Annotated in this window: 17 protein-coding genes; 14 read left to right on the plus strand and 3 right to left on the minus strand. The window is 54.6% G+C overall.

Annotated elements, in window-relative coordinates; translation table 11 throughout:
- Positions 1-235: 235 nt before the first annotated feature.
- The 7 genes from ACTQ34_RS09260 to ACTQ34_RS09290 all read left to right on the plus strand — a co-directional run bounded on the left by ACTQ34_RS09260 (position 236) and on the right by ACTQ34_RS09290 (position 12,186).
- Positions 236-1,444, plus strand: a complete 1,209-nt coding sequence (locus tag ACTQ34_RS09260; RefSeq protein ID WP_441363555.1) for a CAP domain-containing protein — start codon at positions 236-238, stop codon at positions 1,442-1,444.
- Between the two features lie 140 nt (positions 1,445-1,584).
- Positions 1,585-6,963, plus strand: a complete 5,379-nt coding sequence (locus ACTQ34_RS09265; protein ID WP_441363556.1) for a SpaA isopeptide-forming pilin-related protein — start codon at positions 1,585-1,587, stop codon at positions 6,961-6,963.
- 19 nt (positions 6,964-6,982) lie between these two features.
- Complete coding sequence (locus tag ACTQ34_RS09270; protein ID WP_441363557.1) at positions 6,983-8,128, plus strand: hypothetical protein; 1,146 nt, start codon at positions 6,983-6,985, stop codon at positions 8,126-8,128.
- Complete coding sequence (locus ACTQ34_RS09275) at positions 8,125-8,355, plus strand: hypothetical protein (protein WP_441363558.1); 231 nt, start codon at positions 8,125-8,127, stop codon at positions 8,353-8,355. The genes ACTQ34_RS09270 and ACTQ34_RS09275 overlap by 4 nt, the downstream gene beginning before the upstream one ends.
- Before the next feature lie 152 nt (positions 8,356-8,507).
- Positions 8,508-9,299: a class D sortase gene (locus tag ACTQ34_RS09280; protein ID WP_441363559.1), complete on the plus strand. Its 792-nt coding sequence runs from the start codon at positions 8,508-8,510 to the stop codon at positions 9,297-9,299.
- Between the two features lie 13 nt (positions 9,300-9,312).
- On the plus strand, positions 9,313-9,942 hold the full coding sequence (locus tag ACTQ34_RS09285; protein WP_441363560.1) for a hypothetical protein: 630 nt from the start codon (positions 9,313-9,315) through the stop codon (positions 9,940-9,942).
- Between the two features lie 66 nt (positions 9,943-10,008).
- Positions 10,009-12,186, plus strand: coding sequence for an S-layer homology domain-containing protein (locus ACTQ34_RS09290; RefSeq protein ID WP_441363561.1), 2,178 nt, complete (start codon positions 10,009-10,011; stop codon positions 12,184-12,186).
- 35 nt (positions 12,187-12,221) lie between these two features.
- Here the strand turns inward: ACTQ34_RS09290 and ACTQ34_RS09295 are convergent, their stop codons facing one another.
- The gene (locus ACTQ34_RS09295) at positions 12,222-12,434 is read right to left on the minus strand and encodes a hypothetical protein (RefSeq protein WP_441363562.1); all 213 of its coding nucleotides are present in this window, start codon (positions 12,432-12,434) and stop codon (positions 12,222-12,224) included.
- A 91-nt stretch (positions 12,435-12,525) separates the two neighbouring features.
- Here ACTQ34_RS09295 and ACTQ34_RS09300 point away from each other — a divergent pair, with 91 nt between their 5' ends.
- Entirely contained in the window at positions 12,526-12,909 is a 384-nt protein-coding gene (locus tag ACTQ34_RS09300) for a hypothetical protein (RefSeq protein WP_441363563.1), read from the plus strand.
- A 3-nt stretch (positions 12,910-12,912) separates the two neighbouring features.
- Here ACTQ34_RS09300 and ACTQ34_RS09305 read toward each other — a convergent pair whose 3' ends face one another.
- Positions 12,913-13,224, minus strand: a complete 312-nt coding sequence (locus tag ACTQ34_RS09305; protein WP_441363564.1) for a type II toxin-antitoxin system RelE/ParE family toxin — start codon at positions 13,222-13,224, stop codon at positions 12,913-12,915.
- Positions 13,217-13,483, minus strand: coding sequence for a type II toxin-antitoxin system Phd/YefM family antitoxin (locus ACTQ34_RS09310; RefSeq protein WP_441363565.1), 267 nt, complete (start codon positions 13,481-13,483; stop codon positions 13,217-13,219). Before ACTQ34_RS09310 ends, ACTQ34_RS09305 begins: the two co-directional genes overlap by 8 nt.
- A gap of 222 nt (positions 13,484-13,705) precedes the next feature.
- Between ACTQ34_RS09310 and ACTQ34_RS09315 the strand changes: the two genes are divergently transcribed.
- The 6 genes from ACTQ34_RS09315 to ACTQ34_RS09340 all read left to right on the plus strand — a co-directional run bounded on the left by ACTQ34_RS09315 (position 13,706) and on the right by ACTQ34_RS09340 (position 21,052).
- Positions 13,706-15,922: a hypothetical protein gene (locus ACTQ34_RS09315; protein ID WP_441363566.1), complete on the plus strand. Its 2,217-nt coding sequence runs from the start codon at positions 13,706-13,708 to the stop codon at positions 15,920-15,922.
- Positions 15,923-16,004: 82 nt separating this feature from the next.
- Entirely contained in the window at positions 16,005-17,132 is a 1,128-nt protein-coding gene (locus tag ACTQ34_RS09320; protein ID WP_441363567.1) for a C39 family peptidase, read from the plus strand.
- Between the two features lie 20 nt (positions 17,133-17,152).
- Positions 17,153-17,449: a helix-turn-helix domain-containing protein gene (locus ACTQ34_RS09325; RefSeq protein ID WP_441363568.1), complete on the plus strand. Its 297-nt coding sequence runs from the start codon at positions 17,153-17,155 to the stop codon at positions 17,447-17,449.
- Positions 17,439-17,822: a hypothetical protein gene (locus ACTQ34_RS09330; protein ID WP_441363569.1), complete on the plus strand. Its 384-nt coding sequence runs from the start codon at positions 17,439-17,441 to the stop codon at positions 17,820-17,822. The genes ACTQ34_RS09325 and ACTQ34_RS09330 overlap by 11 nt, the downstream gene beginning before the upstream one ends.
- Positions 17,755-20,433: a VirB4 family type IV secretion system protein gene (locus ACTQ34_RS09335; protein WP_441363570.1), complete on the plus strand. Its 2,679-nt coding sequence runs from the start codon at positions 17,755-17,757 to the stop codon at positions 20,431-20,433. The genes ACTQ34_RS09330 and ACTQ34_RS09335 overlap by 68 nt, the downstream gene beginning before the upstream one ends.
- Positions 20,417-21,052: a hypothetical protein gene (locus tag ACTQ34_RS09340; RefSeq protein ID WP_441363571.1), complete on the plus strand. Its 636-nt coding sequence runs from the start codon at positions 20,417-20,419 to the stop codon at positions 21,050-21,052. Before ACTQ34_RS09335 ends, ACTQ34_RS09340 begins: the two co-directional genes overlap by 17 nt.
- Positions 21,053-21,160 lie beyond the last annotated feature (108 nt).

Consider the following 21,160-nt stretch of genomic DNA (forward strand, 5'->3'; position numbering starts at 1 on the left):
ACATCCCGATCCATTTTTCCTCGTTCCAGCATTGCTCTCACCACCTATTCCTATTTTACCGCGCTCAAACGAAAAAGCCCAGCTTTTGCTGGACTTTTTCGACAGACTGAGAGGACGCGAAGTACAATCGCGTCCTCCTTTTCCAATTCACAACATTTCGCTTTGAAAGAATTGTTTGACATTGCACTTTTGTTGCGGTATGGTAAGGGTACAAAGAAGAAAGTGAGTGATCCAAATGAAACGAATCTTTGTATCACTATTTTGTATCGCAGCAATGGCTTGCACAGCAACCGCCGTAGACGGTGTTATTGTTGTTCCGACCCGTGACAAAGGTCAGGCGGTATACGTTAACGACGCCCGCGTCTATCCTACGGGCTACAATATTGCGGACAACAATTATTTCAAACTGCGCGATATTGGTACGCTTGTAGGCTTCGGCGTGGAGTGGAACGGCGAGACGCAGACTGTTGAGATCAGTACGGAGCGCACCACCCCCAGCACCGAGGGTATCTCGGACATGGCGGCAAGTGGCGCGGTGGCTAAGGTCAGTGACCAGCGCATCACGGTGGATGGCGTACAGGTCAACATGACCGCCTACCAGATCGACGGCAACAACTATGTGAAGCTGCGCGATATTGGCAAGCAGGTGAACTTTGGTGTGGGCTATGACAATGCGACGGCAAGCGTCCGCATCGACACGGATGTGCCGTACACGGAAAGCACAACGTCTGCCAGCGGCAGCGCCATCACGAAGTGGAACAAAACCATGGCAGAGTTTAATCAGGCCATGATTAAATGCAACTGGGATAAGAGCAAATACCTCACGACCGCCAAGCAGTATGCGCCAGTCATCACGGGCAAAGCGAACGGCACGGTAGAGGACGTTATCGCTGCACTGGATGCCATGAAAGGCGCGCCGGTGGACGCGGTTTCGTTCGACGATAACCCGGTAAACATGTTCTGGGCGAACGAGCTGCGCAAGGCGCTGGGTGAAGATATATCCGATACCGGAAATGCTGAGAACAATGGCTCTGGTGAAACGGTAGACACCAATACGCTGGAAGCGTATGCGCAGGAAGTCATTCGCTTAACAAATGAGGAGCGTGCAAAGGCTGGACTGCCTGCATTGAAAGTAAATGATAAGCTTATGCAGGCTGCGGCTATCCGTGCGGAAGAAATAACGGAAAAGTTTTCGCATACCAGACCAAACGGTGATGGAATGTCTACTGTATTTTATGAGGTAGGACTTGATCCGTACAAGCTGAGACCGGGTGAAAATTGTGCAAAAGGATCTAAGACTCCAGACGCAGTGGTAACCGGTTGGATGAATTCTGAGGGACATCGCAATGCTATTCTAAATGCCGAAAATACGGATATTGGTGTAGGAGTCTTTGAATTTAACGGAGTGATGTATTGGGTTCAGAGTTTCGGTGGAAATTGGTAAACTAAATTTGATATAAAGGACTGTCTTATTTCGACAGTCCTTTTCTTTACGTTAATCATGAAACACTGTAATAATTATCAACGTGCGCCGCCTTCTTCCTTGAAGGCGGCTTTTTTATTCCAACATTAAGGAGGAGCAAAGTGATAAAGGACATTTTGAAACGGTCAACCGCAGGCTTGTTGTCCGCTCTCACTCTGCTTACGACCGCGCCGCTTTCCGGCGCGGTGGACGGCGGGATTATGCCGCTGGCAGAGGAAGATAACGAGGCGTCCAGCATAGAGATCAATGTGGGTGAAGTATACAACATTGCGGATAAGGGCGTGCAAAAGGCTTGGTTCCAGCAAAACGACGCGCCGCGTAACGTCTGGCCGATGTACACCACAGGATCAGACGGCACGGAAATTCGCGCCTACTGCGCGGATCACAGTAAGGGCAACCCCGGCACATCGGGAATGCCATACACGGTGACCAGCCGTGTATCGGATATGCATGTGTATGGCGTCGCGGTACGCAGTGACGCCCGCATGACGCTCAATCAGTTTATTTCCTTCGCTGGTTCGCCTATCACAGCAGAGAACTTTACGGCAGATATGTATTTCAGTGCATCGCAGGCCGCGATCTGGTGTGCGCTGGGCGATGCGCAGATTGCTGCAAACAGCAGCTATGGCGTAAGCTATGGCAGCTCCACGTCGCTCGGTTATCGCGCTGCTGGTAAGACATTGAGTGCCAGCTCCACGTCGGAAGCGCTGACGTTGTTTGCCGCTATTAAAATGCTGGAGTATGGTAATGAGTTCTACAACGTATGGGGGCCAAACGGTAAAGGGCATGCTCCGTGGATTGGCGCAACCATCAACTACACGCCCGGTAATACGGAATATACCCCCGCTGCACAAAAAACCGGCACGATTGACGTAGGCGGCAGTATCGTGTCCGGCGGTACGTTTGCGGAAAAGGAGATAGACGGCCAGCAGTACATGGTACTGCCCATGGCGGCAGCAAGCGCGACCTTTGTGCGCGGCGATGGGGAGTATGGGCAGATTTTTGTCCGTGCGGACAATGTGCCGTCCGGCGCGTTCCTCATGGACAGCGAGGGCAACAAGAGCTATGATGACGGCGGCTCGCAGCGGCTTACGCTGGCCCATGTGGATAAGAACAATGACCTGTACAAAAACGGAAATGATATGGCCTATGGCGAAACATTCCTGTTCTGCATCCCCAAGGCCACAGCGGAGCAAATGGATGAAGCCAGAACGCCGGTGGAGACCCAATTCTTCGCCAGCATGAATGTAGACCGTTATAACGTGTACGCAGCCAGCACAACCAGTTCGGGTGTACAGCCGGTTATCATGGTGGAGCCTGCTGTTCAGAAGGTGAGTGCAAGTGTTGGTTTCAATACGGAAATATTTATAGAGTACACGCTGCTGAAAGTTATGAAAACTGATGAAAATGGCGCACCGTTGGCAGGCTGCACATTCCAGATCAGTTATCAGCAAGACGGTACTCCTAAAACACAGGAGCAGACAACAGATGGCAACGGTGAAGCAAAATTTATGGATTTGCCTCTCAACACCGATGTCACCATCAAGGAAACCGCAGCACCGGAGGGCTACACCCTGCTGCCGGACAAGGTTGTGAACACCGGCTCCACAGGCGGCAAAACGGTTGAAGTGAAATTGTCCAACAGCGATGACCACGTTTTCAAGGTGCATAAAGTCAGTTCGGCGGACGGCCGCAACCTGATGGGGGCAAAATTCGAGGTTAAGGGCATTGACAACGATTTTGTCAACACCTACACCACGGACGCGCTGGGCGAGTTCACGATCCAAGGCCGCGACCTGCCTATCGGCTCTTTTGAAGTGTATGAAATCGCAGCGCCGGAGGGCTACGCCACGGATGGTGCCGACATTCAGACTTTTAGCTGGGATAATACCCGTGACGTGACGCTCACTTTCAAGAATGCGCCGCTGCCCGGTATTCAGATCTACAAGTACGACAAGGACAGCAAGGAGCCGCTGGCGGGCGCGACCTTTGAGATCCGCCGCGACGGTCAGGTGCTGCAGACGATCAAAACCGACGTCAACGGCTATGCCAAGGTCTACAATCTTCCCAAGGGCTTCTATCAGGTGGTTGAGGTAGAACCGCCGCAGGGCTACTTAAAGGACGAAGTAGAGCATGAGGTTTACATTGACCCGTCCGCAGACCCCACGCAGATCATCCGCGAAGTCAACGTCCCGAACACGAAGAAACTGTCCATCCGCATCATCAAGCAGGACAAGGATACCAAAGTCCCCCTGCAGGGCTGGAAGTTCGATGTGTACTACAATGACGCCAAGCTCACTTCTGTTACCACAGACGAGAACGGCGAAGCCATGATCGAAAACCTGCAGCCCGGTACATACCGCGTTGTTGAGGTAGACGGTGATAAAGAACACTACAATCTGGATGCCCCGGAGCAGACTGTAGAGCTGATTAAGGATCAGGCTGAAATCCCAACCCTGATTTTCCAGAATACTGTCAAAAAACATTTTGGCATTTTCAAGATCGACGAAGAAACGCATGAGCCGATCCAAGGCGTCACCTTCGAGATCTGGAAAGATGGTAAGCTGCTGGGCAACTACACCACGGATGAAAATGGCCGCATCTGGCTTCCGTATGCAGAGCCGGGTACTTATCAGGCCAAGGAGGTCGTAACTGATCCGCGGTACATCATCAATGAAACGACGTTTACGATTGAGAATAACAGTGAATACCCGACGTTCTTCACGATTCCCAATACCCGCAAAAAGGACATTATCGTAAAGAAGATTGACCTTGATACCGGCAAACCGATGCAGGGTGTTGTATTTGAGGGCTTCAAGGACGGCAAGAGCATCGGCATGTTCACGACCGGCCCGGACGGCACGTTCACCATCGACTACGCGGAACCCGGCACATACAAATTTGTGGAACGGCATACGTTGGCTGGATATGAACTGAGTACAGTCGTGCTGGAGGGCGAACACACGACAGACCGCGATCTGGTGCTGACGCTGGACAACGTCGAGCAGAAATCTTTCATTGTAAAAAAGATCGACAGCGAGACGAAAGAGCCGATGGCAGGCGTACAGTTCAAAATCTGGCGGGATGGCGTACTGCTGGGCGATTACACCACGGATGAAAATGGCCGCATTGAGATTAAAAATGCGCCCGCAGGCACTTACAAGGTGCAGGAAGTCAATACTTTGAAAGAATACATCCTGAACGATGAAGTGCTGGAGATCGAGCATACGACGGTCAAGGACACCGAGCTTACCGTGGAGAACACCAAAAAGCCCGGTCTGCTCATTCAGAAGATTGACGCAGAGACACGCAAGCCGCTGAAAGATGCGGTATTCAAGCTGACCAAGGCAAATGGTGATGTGGTCAAGGAGGATATTATCACCGGCGAGGACGGTGCTGCGTTCGTTGAAGGGCTGGAAGCTGGAGACTACATTGTAACGGAAATCACCGCTCCGGGCGGCTACCTGATCGACGATACACCGCACCCTGTTTCGCTGGAGGAGGGTGAAACCTATACCCTGACGCTGGAGAACACCAAAAAGCCCGGTCTGCTGATCAAAAAGATCGACAGCCAGACAAAGAAGCCGCTGCAGGGTGCTGTATTCAAGATCACGCGCGGAGACGGCTCGGTTGTACGCGAGAGCGTCACGACTGATGCAGACGGTATAATCCATCTGCCGGAGTTGGATACTGGCACATTTATAATCACGGAGGTATCAGCCCCGGATGGGTACGCAATCGACGAGACACCCAAGACCGTGGAAATCCGTGCAGGACAGACCTATGAAGTCACGTTCACCAATACGAAAAAGGGCGGCTTCACCATTAAGAAGATTGACGAAGATACCCGTCAGCCGCTGAAAAATGCGGTATTCAAGATCACTAAGTCTAATGGTGAGTTCGTTAAGGAAGCCGAAACTGATGCGAATGGTGTTATCACGCTGGACGGTTTACCGGAAGGCAGCTATATCGTGACCGAGATCAAAGCACCGGACGGCTACATTTTGCAGGACATGCCCAAGACCATTGAGGTCAAAGCGGGCGGCAACTACGAAATGACGTTCACCAATAAGCGTGCTTACGGCCTGCAGATCCGCAAGGTAATCAAGGGCACAAACCAGCCGCTGGACGGCTGCACGTTCATAGTGGAAAAGGCAAACGGTGAGATGGTCGGCTCCTACACCACGGATTTCTCCGGCCTTGCCACCGTGACCGGTCTGGAGGACGGCGTCTATGTTGTGACCGAGGTCTCCTGCCCGGAAGGATACCGCCTTGACCCGGAACCGCAGAATGTGATTGTCAAGGCCGGCGAGCTCGCGACTGTGACCTTTGAGAACGAAAAACTTGCCGGCGTGCGTATCAAGAAAATCGACGCGGTAACCGGTGAGGGCATTTACGGCGTGCGTTTTCTCATCAAGGACGAGCACAACAATCTGCTTGGCGAGTATAGTACCGATCAGGACGGCTACATCGAACTGGACGATCTGCTGACCGACGGCAAGAGTGAGATCAAGATTAAAGTCGAGGAGATCGCTGCTGCCGAGGGTTATGTGCTGGACGATACCGTGCGGACGCTGCGAATCCGACGCGGTGAGACGACCGAGCTTGTCGTGGAAAACACCCCGATCCTTGGTCAGATTCAGGTGGTCAAAAAGTCCGCACAGGATAACCCGGTGACAAACCAACCGAAGGACAGCCTGCTCGAGGGCGCGGTGTTTGAGATCACCAATGCCGATACCGGCCGTGTGGTGGACACCATGACGTCGGATTCCCGCGGCATTGCCGCATCGAACCCGATCCCGCTGGGCCGCTACTATGTGCAGGAGGTACAGGCGCCGCGGTTCTATCAGATCAACAGCGAGAAGGTCGAGGTCAAGCTCAAAGTAGAGGGCGACGTGGTACAGATCGAAATGTACAACGACCCGGCAAACATCAATACCAGCATTGAAAAGACCGGCAACTACACGGTAGATGCCGGTTCGAATATGCGGTATGATTTCACGAACATCGCAAACAACTCGAATGTGCCGCTGGACAACTTCTTCTGGCATGACCGCATTCCCACCGACGCCGTCCGTGCAGGCACGCTCACAACCGGCACCTACAATGCCCGTGTCTGGTACAAGATCACCTATAAAACCAACGTGAATGATTACCGGACGCTAGCAGACAACCTGCTTTCGACCAACCGATATTCCTTCAAGATCGACAGCGGCTCACTCAAACTGGCGTCCGGCGAATATGTGACCGACATTCGCTTTGAGTTCGGCACCGTGCCGGCTGGCTTCAAGATGACCGAGAAGGCAACGCTGCTGGTCTATGTGCCGGCATATATGTCGGGCGGCTACAACATCATCAACCGCGCGGATTGCGGCGGCTCGTATCAGGGCGAGTGGGACAACTCCACCAGCACATGGGTGACCAAGATTTACCGTGCGCCCACCTACACCAAGCCGACGCTGCCGCAGACTGGATTCTAATAGAAAGGATTCTTGAGATATGCTGAACAGGAAAAAGATCCGGTGGATCATTACCCCTGTGCTCGCCGCGCTGCTTTTCAGTGCGGCGGGCGCTACACAGGAAAGCGAACAAGTACTGCTCGAAGGCGACCAAATCCGTTTTGAACCAATCAGCACCGAGATGGTTGAGATCAATGGCGTGCCGACACTCACCAAGACGTTCGAGCTGTCGCCGGAGGTCGATCCCGCCTTGCTGCGCGAGGAACCGTTTTCACATGACGGCTACTGGTACCGCTATCAGCGTATGGATAAATCCGATCAGGAGACAACGGACACACTGCCGGTGGAGGAAACGGTCACGGTAGACGCACCATCCAGTGAGCTTGCGGATGTGATCGATCAGTTCCCGGCGACACGGGCGTATAGCAAAGACGGTTACACCGGCGAGCTTCTGCTTGATGTGCAGAGCATCAAGGTGGAAGCAACCGGGTACAGCACGGTCACGGACAGCCACCCGCATACGGTTACCAAAACCTATCAGCTGGCCTACAATGACCGCAGTCTTGTGCCGAAAAGTGTGCAATCGGACGGACTGACCTTGCCGCTGACGGGTCTGAGCTGGTCTGAGACCGCCAACGTGGAGGATTCGGACGTTCCTGCTTCGTGGACAGCCACGGCGACGTACAGCAAGACGACATATACAAATCGACAGGTGGCAGACGGCTATCAGGCAACAGCGGTATATAAGGGCGAGGCCGCTAAAACCGGTATTGGCAGTGTGATCTATACTGTGACGTATACGGGCAGTAAGATTCCGGTGCTGCCGGGGCTGAACCCGGACATTACGGTATCCCAGCTCGCAATCGCGATGGGCCTTGCCGTTTTGCTTATTCTGCTAATGATTTGGCGGTATATCCGCTGGCACATTGCCCGTGTTTACGTCTATAACGAAGAGCGCCGCATCCACGACGTGGTGAGCCGACAGTATGTGCGGGTACGAACGCCCAAGCTGCGGCTGTCCGCGCTGCAGGGGCATGAGGAAACCGAATACACGGTTATCCTGCGTCGGCGTCTCGCCAAACGGCTGGTTGGCCGGGACATCGCCATCGAGACCGGCGGCGAAGGCCAGCACCATGTGGTGGAGTCGTTTGTGGGCAGTGATTACGCATTTCAGGTGCAGATATGACAAAAGCCGCCCAAAGGCGGCTTAAATTGACGGAAAACATCTTGTATGATATAATTTGTGTGGACAATTTTATTGTCCGGGCGCTGCAAAACAGCGGTTGGCCACTCCTTGCGAAAGGAGTGATGCTTTATGAAGAAGTTCGTAAGAATTTTGATATGGGCAATTTTGTTGCTACATATTTTCCTCATAAAAGTGCGCTAACCGCTCGGCTGGCACCAAGCGGTTAGCTTATCCATTAAGTTAGCCTAAAGGTCAACCGCTATGCAGCGCCCTTCTTTATCATTATTATAACATACCCCCCGTCTTTGTCAAGAGAACCGCTTCGTGTGGTTTATCCCCCAAAGACGGGGGATTCTTTTACAAAAAGGAGATGAACACGATGAAAAACACCTATAAACGCGCCATCAGCGGCGCATTGGCCTGCTGTCTGCTGGCACTCAGCCCGCCGCTGGCCTCGGCGCTCGAGTATCACTATGATGCAAACCTCTATGACAACTACTTTTACACCCCGACGTCCAGTAACCACGCGCTCGATCTGGACAGTAAGGACGATTCGGGCGGCAGCACGATCGTCGTGCCGTCGGACAGCATGGACACTGATGCAGACCAGACCACACCGCGCACCGGCTCGCCCATCATTCCGGTCGGGTCGTACATCGACCCATGGGGCAGCGCGGTGGAAAAGCAAATCGCAACGGATGAAGCTCTGAACGGTCTGGAAGGGTTGTCATTCAATCGGCTGGAGGGCATGAGCGGTGGCTACACCGAGCAGCGCCAGCTTGTCACCACAAACGGACATTTCGGTGCGGTGTCCATCGGCAATCGCGGTATCTTTGCATATGTCTATCCCGGCGCAACCTATGAAAGCATGCAGAAAGGCGCCGGCCATGTGGACGGGACAAGCGTCTGGAACGGCAATGTTGCATTGTGTGGCCATAACCGCGGTTCGTGGCCGTATTTTGCAAACCTCAAGTATGTGCAGGTCGGCGATGTGGTCACCTACAAGACCTCGCTTGGCACGCGCACTTACCGGGTGACATTTGCCGGCCGCATCCTTGCGACAGATACCGATGTGCTGAACCCCACTGCCGGCAACCAGATCACCATGCTCACCTGTATTGCGAACGAACCGGCCTATCGGTTCTGCGTGATCGGACAGGAAATGCGTTAGGAGGTATGCTAGAATGAAAATCCGCGACTTGATCGCCGTCTGTCTTGCAGGGGCGCTGCTTCTGCCGGCAGGCTGCGCGGACGATAATCCTAAAATGGAGGTGCCCGACACGGACACGACAGCATTTGTACAGATGAAACAGACAAATTTGGAGGAATGGAACGATGCCCAGACAGAAGAGGTACTGGAAGTGCCGCTGGTACGGCGTGACGTGGAACTCGCGTCAGGTGGTTCGGCCGCCTTGTATGCACTTGATACGGGCGAGGAGCCGACTGCCGGCACGGATCAGCTCACATCGGTCAGCACGGAGCTGGTGCTGAACAGCTCGGCAGTGCAGCTGGGCGAATACGGCACGGTACGAGAACTGGCAGAAAGTGAGTTATACCACTGGGCGGATGCGAGTGAATTTGACCGCATCCAGTACACCCAACCGATGCAGCTGAGCGAAAAACGATTCGTCGTGCATCTGCTGCTGGATAATGATGCGGTCGGTATGGAGCAGCTCGTCTGCTACACCGATCTGGGCAATGGCGTTGCCCGGGTTGACCGCCTGTGGCGCGCGCTGGTGGATGTGCGGACGGACGAGGGCTCGGAAGTCTTCGATCAGACTGCTGCGGCCCTGATTGCAAGCGAAACCGAATAAACGGCAAAGGCCGGTATGATTTCCTGTCATACCGGCCTATTTTTGTGAACAGAGAGGAGAGAAGACATGACGACAAAGAAATTGCGCTTTCCCATTTTGTTGCTGGTTTTATGGCTGATGGCGGCCGCGCTGTTGCCGCAGTCATACGCGGCGGGTGGCACGCACCGCGTTGAAGTACAGAGCGGAACGGGTTATACGTCCAGTGAAGTAGGTATCAACGTGTGGGAAACCGGCGTGGCAAAAGACGTGTCCTTTGAACCGCTGGACGGCTACCGCATCACGGCCCTGAACGCCTCTTATAGCGATGCATCAGCCAGTGCAGCAATCAAGGCAGAGGAACTGCCGACGCAGCTTACCGTGGGCGGCATTGTGCTGCCGCTGAAATATGTGGGACGCACTGCTACAGTGACTGTGCCGGGCAACTGCACCGGTGATCTTACGCTGTCCGCAACTGCCGAAGCAGCTTCCTGCAAGGTTGCCGTGACCGCGGACAGCGGCATTGACGTCAGCGGCGGCGGGACATACGGCATCGGCAAGGCAGTTACGATTACCGCAGCGCCATCCGGGGACGCTGCAATCACCCGCGTGCAGGTAACGCGCACCGATGCCGGTCTGGCAAACACGGCTGATCTGGCGGAGGGGGCTGTTTCGGTCGGGGATAAAACTTACCCATTTGCTGTGACGGACGGTAAGGTCACGATGACGCTGACCGTGGAAGAAAGCCTCGGCATCCACTTTTTCAGCAACGGCAAGCCGGGCGAGCAGCCGCTGGTCGTCCGCGTCAGCGGCGATAAGGGCGTCGATCCGGCCGGCAGCCGTGTCGAGGTCCGGCATGGGAACGATGTGAACATCATCGCAGATGCCGAGCGCGGCTATGAGATCACCGAGATCCGGCTGGAGAACGGCGCCCAGTCCGCAACCGGCTATGTTTCCGAAGAACGCATCTGGCTCGCCGGAAAGGTTTACCGCATCAGCCGGCAGGATGACCGCGTGACGCTGCGTCTGACTGATATGCAAACCGATATGCAGGTGTACTTTGTTTCCGAGCTGGACGAGGATCATATCCCAATGACCACCTCGGAAGGTACGGGCGTGGACATTGACAAGGATTGCGGCAGCACGGTTGCCAAAGGCACGGATGTGCGCTTTACCATTTCGGCAGAGACAAGCTACCGCCTTAGCCGCATCACGCTCTCCGTGGACGGCATCAGCCGCACGGTGGATGCGGACGAGGACGAGATCACTGTGGATGGCATAGACTACAAGCTGCAGCAAAGCGGTGCCGATGTCATCCTGTATGTGGATGATGTTTATGCCCCGGTCAAGGTATCCGCCACTGCCTCCAAGCTGACGACCTACGATCATTCTGTCACCATCGGTAAGACACAGAACTGTACCGTATCGGCCTCCCGTACGGGTGTGGACAATGGCGGCTCAGCAACGTATACCGTCACGCCGCAGGACGGCTACCAGCTCAGCACGGTGACGCTGCGCGTGGGCAGCCAGCAGGCGACCGCCGCTGTGGATTCCAAAACAATCAAGGTAGGAAGTAAGACTTATTCCATGTCGCTATCCGATAGCGGTATCCTCAAGGTTACGGTGAGCGGCATTCGGGATGATGTAGAGCTGAGTGCCTATGCTGCATGGGCGGGCAGCGATAAGCTGTATCTGCTGAGCGGCATTACCGCGCCGTATTTCGAGGGCATGGGTAACAATCGCTTTTGCCCGGAAAACACCCTGACCCGCGCGGAAGCGGCTGTGATGCTGTCCCGTTTGACCAACTATTCCGACCTTACGGTGTATCCCAGCTGCGGCGCGGCGGATGTGCCAACCGGCAGCTGGTACACCAATGCGGTCAACGCGTTTTACGATGCAGGAATTGAAACGGCTTCGTACTTCCGGCCGAATGCGGCGATTTCCCGCGCGGAACTGTCCGTCTGGCTGTACCGCCTGAGCGGTTCGCCGTATGTTGCGGCCGGCACGATTGCTTTCCCCGATGTGGGCACTGCCGGGCAAACGCATGATGCGGTGGCATACGGTCAACTGCATGGTTGGATCAAAGGTTATCCGGACGGCACATTTCGCCCGAACTACTCCATCACCCGTGCAGAGGCGGCAAAACTCATCAACCGCGTGACCGGCCGCTCGCTGCGTGTGCAGGCCATCGTTACCCAATTTACAGATGTGCCTACTTCGCATTGGGCGTATCAAGAGATTGTCAGCGCGGCAAACCAAGTGATGTAAATGAAAAAGACGGGGAGCGCAAGCTCCCCGCCGCCTTATTGACAGACGTTTATCAGTTTTTGTGCGCGTTCTATAATTTCACGGCACCAATTGGATTGCGCAGAATCGTTGTGTCTAGCAGCACGGTTGTAAATACGCTGCGCGGCTTGCTTAAGCGATTCGGAACGCTCACCGGCAGAAAACCGTTGTTCCACATTTTCCAAATCAATGATGATCCCGGCCAGATTCTTGCCGTTATCCCATTCCATTTTCTCACATCCTATAACTCATTTAACTCATTGTACGGCAACAGTATAGCAGGATAGATATCAAAAGTCAAAACGCAAGGAGTGATTATTCTTGAACGAAAGTAAACTGCAAACGGCGCGCGCCTATCAGGACTGGATGTCACGCGCCTTTCTTTTTTACCGGATCGCACTGGTGCTGCTGATCCTTGGGGCGGTCATTATCCCGCAGGCATTCGCCGTAGAGGATATGTGGACAGCCGCAAACCGTATTATCAAAGACGTTTATTCTAAGCTGGCCGCAATTTCTACTGTCCTTGCCGGCCTGATGAGTGCGATTGCGGTCATTGGTGCCAAAATGAGCGGTGCGCAGCCAAAGGCCGACCAGGCATGGGATTGGCTCAAACGCATTTGGCTCGCATGGGTCATTATCAACGGCATCGGCGCGTTTATCGCTTATGTTCGTCCGCTGTTCGACGGTCTGGCAACGCTGGAATAAGGGTCAGCGCAGCAACTTCGGGTAGTCGGTCCGTCCGTCTACGACACGATAAACATATACGGTTGTTCCGATCACCTTATAAACGCATATATAATTGCCACAAATGATTTTACGATATTCCCGTTGCGCCAGAAACGTATCCGGATGCAACGCACCCATATAGGGCTGCGAGGCAAGCAGAGCAATGGTATCCAATAGCTTATCCGTGATTTTCTCTGCGGATTGCGGGCCGACAAGGAGAAGATGCAGATCGGAGATCCGGTCAATGTCCTGCCATGCCGGCGTCAGAATTTCTAAACGATAGGCATCAGGCATTGTCGTACTTCTCCTTCAGCTTGCGGCGGATTTCGTCTACAGAATAGGTGGGATCGCCATTGATGCGGGAGAACTCTGCCTCCAGTATCGCCGCACGGTGCTGCAATATCTGTTCCCGGTTTTCAAAAGCGTCTACGCTCATCAGGACGATGTCGCCTTCTCCATTTTTGGTGATATAAATCGGCTCTTGGCTCTCATGCGCAAGTGTGGAGATCGTATTGTAATCGTTGCGAAGGACGGTAGATGATTTGATTTTCATGTCACTCACCTCCATGAATTCTACTATTATTCTAACATTATATTGCTATAAATACAATGACAAAGTATTTTAGCCAGCATCGTATTTTTCACAATACGGTGCTTTTATTATGCCATTTTTCGAAAGGAGCTGCCTAAAATTCTTGAAAAACTGATAAAAGCCCTGTTTGAGTGGCTGGCGTCACTCTGGTATGAGATGGTGGAATACCTGCTGGAGCATCTAATGGACTTGTTCCACACAGACCTTACCTATTTCGCAGAACGTGTACCGGTGGTTAAAGACATCGGCACTATCTTTTTCGCGGTAGGCTGGGCGCTGCTGATCGGCAATCTGGTCTTTCAGGCAATGCGTTCCATGGCGTCTGGCGTCGGCATTGAGGCTGAGGAACCGGGACGCCTGTTTCTGCGCACCGCGATGTTCTCCTTTTTGCTTGTGGTCAGCCGGCAGATCTGTGAGATCGGCTTGGGGTTCTCCTCAACCATTATGGATATGCTCCAAATCCCCAATGCCATCACCTTTGACCCGTTTGGCGAAGATACCTTTGATATGCTGCCCAATGCGGGCTGGATCGTGGTTATTTTGGTCAATGTGATCATTCAATGGCAGACAATCAAATTGTTTTTTGAGGTTGCAGAGCGTTATGTCATCCTCTGTGTGCTGACCTACTGTGCGCCGCTGGCATTTGCCATGGGCGGCTCAAAATCCACCGGAGAGATTTTTCGCGGTTGGCTGCGGATGTTTGGGTCCATGTGTGCACTGATAGTCTTCAATCTGATGTTTGTCAAGCTGCTCATCAGCGCAATGTCCAATGCACCGAACGGCACGGCCATTATTCCGTGGATGATGTTAATCGTCGGCATTGTCCGCACGGCAAAAAAGATGGACGGCATTATTTTACGCATTGGCTTGAACCCGGCGCTGACCGGCGATCCGCTGGGTACGCGTTTCCCAGGAATGCTTACCGCAATGACGCTGCGCAGTATTGCGCAAATGGTCACACGCACCGCAGCGCAAGGTATGCCGTCCGCCGGGCATGGCAGCCCTGCGCCACCGACATCGGGGTCTTTCATGCAGCACAGTGGCAAGCAGGGCAGTCAATCCACCAGCACAGTTGGAGCATCTGCACAGGGCGGCGCTGCCGCAGGCGCAGCAGGCGTTGCCGGAGCGGCCATTCATGTTGCCGGTTCGGGTGCAAGGGCGATGAACGACTTGGCTTCGTTCCGAAACCGGCACGGGGCGGGTGATCCGGCTTCGATCCGGCAGGTCAGTCAGGCCATTTCAGTTGACGCAGACGATTGGGAGGACGGCAGCTCAGTCAGCAGCATCCGCAGTCAGAACCAGAGTGTATCCGAAGCAAATGCAGTAAGCCGGATGATGGTTTCACCTGTGTCTCCAGCGCTTCCGCCGCTGCCCGCGGATTTCGGACGGATGAGTACACCGCAGACGGAAATCGGCACCCATGCGCCGGTCATGCCGATGCATCGAGCGGATACCGCACCCGGACTGTCCGTCACACCGGTACAGCCTGCCGCTGCCATGCCACACATACCCGAACAGGTATTCCCAAGCAACACGGAAACCTCTGGCGCACCGCAGCAACCTGTTTCAGGGACGCCCAGCGCGCACCCGCCCGTACAGCCGACCACGTCGCGCCCAGCGCGCGTGACACCAGTAAGTCCCGTATCCCCGCCGCATGTACAGACACTTTTGCACAGCGAAAGCAATTTGTCCGAGATGCGCACAGGATATACGGAGCAGAATGCGCCGGAACGCCCGCCGGTGTCTCCGACAGAATCGGCAGGACATTCGTCCAGCGTTGTTCCAACAGCCGCCGTAGCAGCTGCCACCGCCGTGCAGGGACATACTGCGTCCGCCGTCCAGCCCAACCGGACTACGCCGGCTGCTTCATCTGGTTTGACCGTATCGCCGCCGAGCCGCGCCATGCCTCCTATGCCGCATGTACAACAGGCAACGCAGCAAGCAGGGCAAATACCAAGTGCAGATGTTGGTTCTCTCCGTGTGACGCCGGTTGCGCCGGCGGCATCGACATCTGGACAATCGATACCGCGCACAGCGGTACGGCCAGCGCCGCAAACAACGGTGCAGCCGCCGTCGCCCGCAATGAGGACGCAAGCACCAACCGCTCCGGCGGTATCACCTGCATCATCCGATGGAGGCAGCCGGCCAGCGGGTTCCCCGGTTGCGCCCGCGCCGGATCGTCGTCCCGCCGTATCTCCGTCGCGGCGTGAGCATAGCGAAATACAGCAGACTACCACGGTACAAAGCAATGTGCCGCCCAGTATCCGTACGCCGGATATGGTCGGACGGCCGCAGATTGCGGACAAGACGCGCAGGCTGCGCCGCAGCGCACAGCCGCTGAATAACAAGGTGACCCCGCAGGAAGGAGGAAAACATCATAAACGAAGAAAAAAGAAGTAACGCTGGCCGTGTTGCCGCCGCCGCGGCGAATATCGCAAAAGGCGCGCTGTCCGGCGGTCCGTATGGCGCCGCCGCAGCCGCTGTGGCAGAGGCCGCGCCCAGCCTGCTGAAAGGGGCAGGCATCGCGCTGCTTATCTGTCTCGGCCTGCCGCTGCTCATGCTGCTGTCCATACCGTGCAATCTGTTCGGTTCCCCCAGCGCGTCCTCTGCGGATATTCAGGAGATGACGGCGCAGGCGGAGCAGCTCACAGTCACATGTAAAGACCAGCGGACGCTCGAAGACAAGGCAATCAACCTGTTTATTAATCTGTTGCCGGAAAACCTTGGTTTTATCTCGATCGAGAAAAACCTCGGCAATACCAATGACTATTGGATGGTCGCTATCACCTCGGTTTACAGCGAGCAGGATGTCATGCTGATTGATGAGGACAAGATCGTGCAAACCATGCAGGCTAAGCTGAAATATGAATTAAAGGCTAAATATGACAGCGAGGGAAATTTTGAAGGATATGTTCTGGTGATTTCGGACATGACCCCGACTGAGCTGATGGATAAGCTCGGCTTTGACGAAATGCAGCGCATGTGGGCGGAAGTGATCCAAAGCACCATCGCAGATGCGGAGTACAGTGCGCCGAGCGGTTCGTCGGACAATACCGCAGGCATGGACTTTTCGGACATTGTGTTCACCGGCCGTGGCAACTCCAAGGACGTTGTGTATTTCAGCCAGTACGATTCTCGCTGGGGCAGCCTGATGTACGGCAAAACCAATACAATTGCAGGCGCAGGATGCGGCCCGACCTCGCTTGCAATCTGCGTGTCCACGCTGACGAGCAAAACTGTTCTACCACCGGAGATCTGCGACTGGTCCGTCAAAACCGGCCACCGCTGCGAGGGCAGCGGCAGCTACCATAGTCTGATTCCGGACGGCGCGGCGCATTACGGCGTACCGTGCCGCGGCATCGGCCAAAACAAAACCGAGCTGGTCAAGGCGCTGCAGGAGGGCAAGCTGGTCATCGCAATCATGTCTGCCGGACACTTCACCCGCGGCGGGCATTTTATTGTGCTGCGCGGCATCACGGACAGCGGCAAGATTCTGGTCGCAGACTGTGCAAGTTATGAACGCAGTCAGAAAGAGTGGGATCTGAGCATCTTTCTGGCCGAGTGCAACAAAGGCGCGGCGGCCGGCGGCCCGTTCTGGGTGCTGGGATAAGAGAATAGGAGGGATATGTCATGGAAGTGTACACAGACGGATATGTCTGTCAGTTCCGTATCTTACGCCGCAAATACGGCATTACATTGCGGGAGTTAGCGCAATATGCCGGGATCAGCTCGCAGTACATCAGTTCGGTTGAGTTGTGCCAGACAACAGGTTCTGCTACGTCGCACAAGCGGATTGAGAAAGCAATGAAAGCCATCTTAGAAAGCAGACAGACTGATGCAGAGAAGAATCTCAGCGAATTTTGCAGTCAGCGCAAACATCTATTCGACAAAGTGCAGGAAAGTGAGGTAACGATTCGTGGGCAATGAAGACATCTATTTTATCCCGGTCAATTTTACTGACGCAGGTCGTGTGCTTGGTCTGTTTGAGCTGCGCAACTGCCTTGAAGCTGCCGTTTTGGCATTACCGACATTCGGGCTGTGCAGCCTGATTGCACACTACACGCCGTTTTCCGTCACGATAAAGCTGATTCTGTCGCTGTGTCTGCTTGTGCCGGTCTGCGGCTTCGGCCTGATCGGCATCCGGGACGAATCCTTATCCCGTTTTTTATGTACCTATGTGCGTTGGCGCAGATGCCGGCGCATCGCCATCAATAAAGGAGGCTCGATCAAACGTGGACATCAAAAAAATCATCTTCGGGGATCAAGTGGGCGCGACCGAGGCCATCGCGCCCGCAAATGACGACCTACAGGGCAGCCTGCCCATTGCGGATATCAAATACGGCGTTGTGCGAACGCGGGACGGCGGGTATGCGGCGTTGTTTGAAGTGCTGCCGACAAACTATTTTCTGCAAAGCACCGCAGAGCGAATCCGCATCATCAGCAACCTTGCCGCATGGTTGCGCATCGCGCCGGACAACTTGCAGATCCTCTGCCTTTCCCAGCCGGTAGACGTCGAACAGTACACAAGACGCATGGAGGGATTCCTGCAATCGGAGGGGGATGCTTTGTGCCGTACCTGCATTGAAGACAACATCAACGAGGTCAACCAGCTGGTGCGGTACGGGGCATTCACAACACGGTTTTATATCGCCTATCGGTATGAACCCTCTATGGTGTCTGGTGATGTAAGCTATGCCAAAATCGCCGCTGCGCTGCGGCAGGTCATGGATTCGTCTGTAGGTTACTTTGCCCGCTGCGGATTAAACGTGGTAAACCCGGGCTATATCGACAATCATCTGGTCGAGACCGTGTTTCGCATGCTGTGCAAGCGCACCTCGGAGCATATCCGTTTGCCTTTGTACTTCCGGGATATGCTGCAGGAATGCTATGGCGTGCCACAGCAGCCGGAACCGGACCCCGAAGGAGGGGAAGAACTCACGACACAAGCCACAAAGCAGGATGCACTACCCGAAGCAAAGGAACGGCAAAATATCGGCAGGCGCAGAAAACAGCAGAAAACCACCGAACAATTCGAGGCGACCGGCGTGATGGACCTGATCTGTCCAGCTGCGGTGGATTTTACTCACAAAGATTACATCGAGATGGACGGCGTCTGCCACGCCTACCTGTACATCGCGGGATATGGCTATAAAAGTCTGGTACGGGGCGGCTGGATGGCGGCGCTGGTCGGCATGGGGGACGGCATTTCAGTCTCAATGACGCTGCAGCGCCGCTCACGTGAAAAAATACTGCCCAAGGTTGCAAACTCCACCATTTGGAGCCGCAGCCGCATCCGCGATGTGGACAACACCCGTGCGGACTTTGAACAGATAGACAGCGCAATCACCGCAGGCATATATATCAAGGATCAGATGAACCGCGCGGGCGAGGATTACTACGATATGTACACTCTGATCGAGGTTACAGCGGATGATCCGGAACTGCTCGAAACCCGCATTTCCGATGTGGAGCGGCATTGCACCTCGCTGGAGCTGATCGTCAAACGGTGCGATTATCTGGAGGAACAGGCGCTTCACTCGTTCTTGCCCGTGGTATCCATGGCTCCCGAGATCGAACGCAAGGCACGGCGCAATGCGCTGTTGTCCGGTGTAGCCAGTGCATTTCCGTTCTATTCCATGGAATTGTGTGAGCAACGCGGTATTTTGATCGGGCAGGATATGCAACGGAAATCTATTTGTATGCTGGATATCTTTGATAGCGACCGTTACAACAACGCCAACATGATCGTGCTTGGCACGTCCGGCGCGGGCAAAACATTCCTGCTGCAGCTGATTGCCATGCGGTATCGGCAGCAAGGTAAGCAGGTCTGCCTGATCGCGCCCTATAAAGGCTATGAATACCGCGCGGCCTGCGAGGCGATCGGTGGGCTGTACATCAAGCTTGCACCGTCCTCGACGGATTGCATCAACTTTATGGAGAGCCGTGAGGAGAGCCTGCGTGCCCGGCAGCAAGAGGAAAGCGAACAGGAGCGCAACCGCTCGCTGCTCGCGGACAAAATCAGCCAGCTGCACATCTATTTTTCGCTGCTGCGCCGCAATCTGACCGAGGAGGATATGGAGCGGTTGGATGTGGCGCTCACCCAGCTTTACCGTCGCTTCGGCATTAACCGGAACAACAACAGCTTGCTGGACAAGGATGGCAGCTTCAAGCCGCAGCCCACGCCCACAGACTTCTATAACCTGCTTCTGGAAAAAGAGGAGACTAAGCCACTGGCCTCGGTACTGAGCCGTTTTGTCAAAGGCTCCGCGTCCAATTTGGGTAAAGCGACCAATATCGATCTGCGCAATAAATACATTGTGCTGGATATCTCGGAGATCGGCAAAGACCTGCTGGCGTTCGGCACACTGCTGGCGACAGACATCTGCATGGAATACTGCAAGCAGGATCGCGCGGAGAACAAGATCATCATTCTCGATGAGATTTGGTCGCTGATCGGCGCGGGGTCGAATAGCGAAGCTGCAACTTTCATTCAGGAGATGTTCAAAACCGTGCGCGGCTACGGCACCGCAGCGATCGGCGCATCGCAGGATCTGGAGGACTTCTTCGCGCTGGAAAACGGCAAGTTCGGTAAGGCGCTGCTCAACAACAGCCGCATCAAATTTGCACTGATGACCGAGCCTGAGGAAGCGCGGCTGATCCAGCAGCATTACCATCTGACAGACGAGGAAATGCAGATGCACGCGCGGTTCAGCCGCGGACAGGCGCTGCTCTGCGCGGGTCTGGGTCGCTTAGGCGTGGACATTATCGCTTCCAAACGGGAGCATGACCTGATTACGACAGACCATAGCGATTTGGCCCGTATGCGTGATAGACGAAATTATGAAAAGATGCGGCAGCAGTCCGCTGCCGCATGGGAGCAAGAGGAGGATTACGATGAATCAGCGCAATGAACACCCCGCCAGCTTTTATTTTCAGGAAGCCTACCACCTTTCGCGGGAATTAGAGCAAATGTCGAAGGACTCCAAAAGACGCAGTCAGGTCGCGGACGAAACGCTCAGTGCCGCAGAGATTGCCGTGCTGGCGGCGCGGCGTACCTTTGGAAGTATGCTCGATAAGCCCAAGCAGGGCGGCAAAGCGCAGCGTCTGGCGCTGCGTTCCAATGGGATCACCGGCACGGTAACTGTTTCGAAACAAGGCTGGACGGTGATCCGACTGGATACGCTGCTGCAAAACGCGCGCCGCCGGACGACCGGGTACATCGAAAACAGCATTCTGGAACTGCTGAAACAATGGCGCGGCAGAGGCGGCGTGCTGCCGTGGTACAAGCACTGCTTTGTCGCTATCACTGAGCATTCCGACCTGCATCGCAGTAATGTCTACGACCCGGATAATAAGGAGTGGAAAAGCGTGACCAACGCGCTCAAAGGCGTGTTGTTTGCGGATGATGACCAGTTGACGGTCAGCCTGATTTTGGACACGGTACCGGACGGCAAGGGTTATACCGAGATCGTTGTGCTGCCGCATCGCGACGCTGGAAGGTACTTATCCGAGCGTACACTGGGCGGTTGAAAGTGCGGTTTGTATGGGCGGTATTACCGCCCATACTTTGTACAATTTTACCGCCCAGCAACGGTTTTGAATACAAAACCAAATTGCAAATATAGGACAAATCAGAAA

The organism is Agathobaculum sp. LCP25S3_E8 (assembly GCF_052117165.1).
GTDB lineage: Bacteria > Bacillota > Clostridia > Oscillospirales > Butyricicoccaceae > Agathobaculum.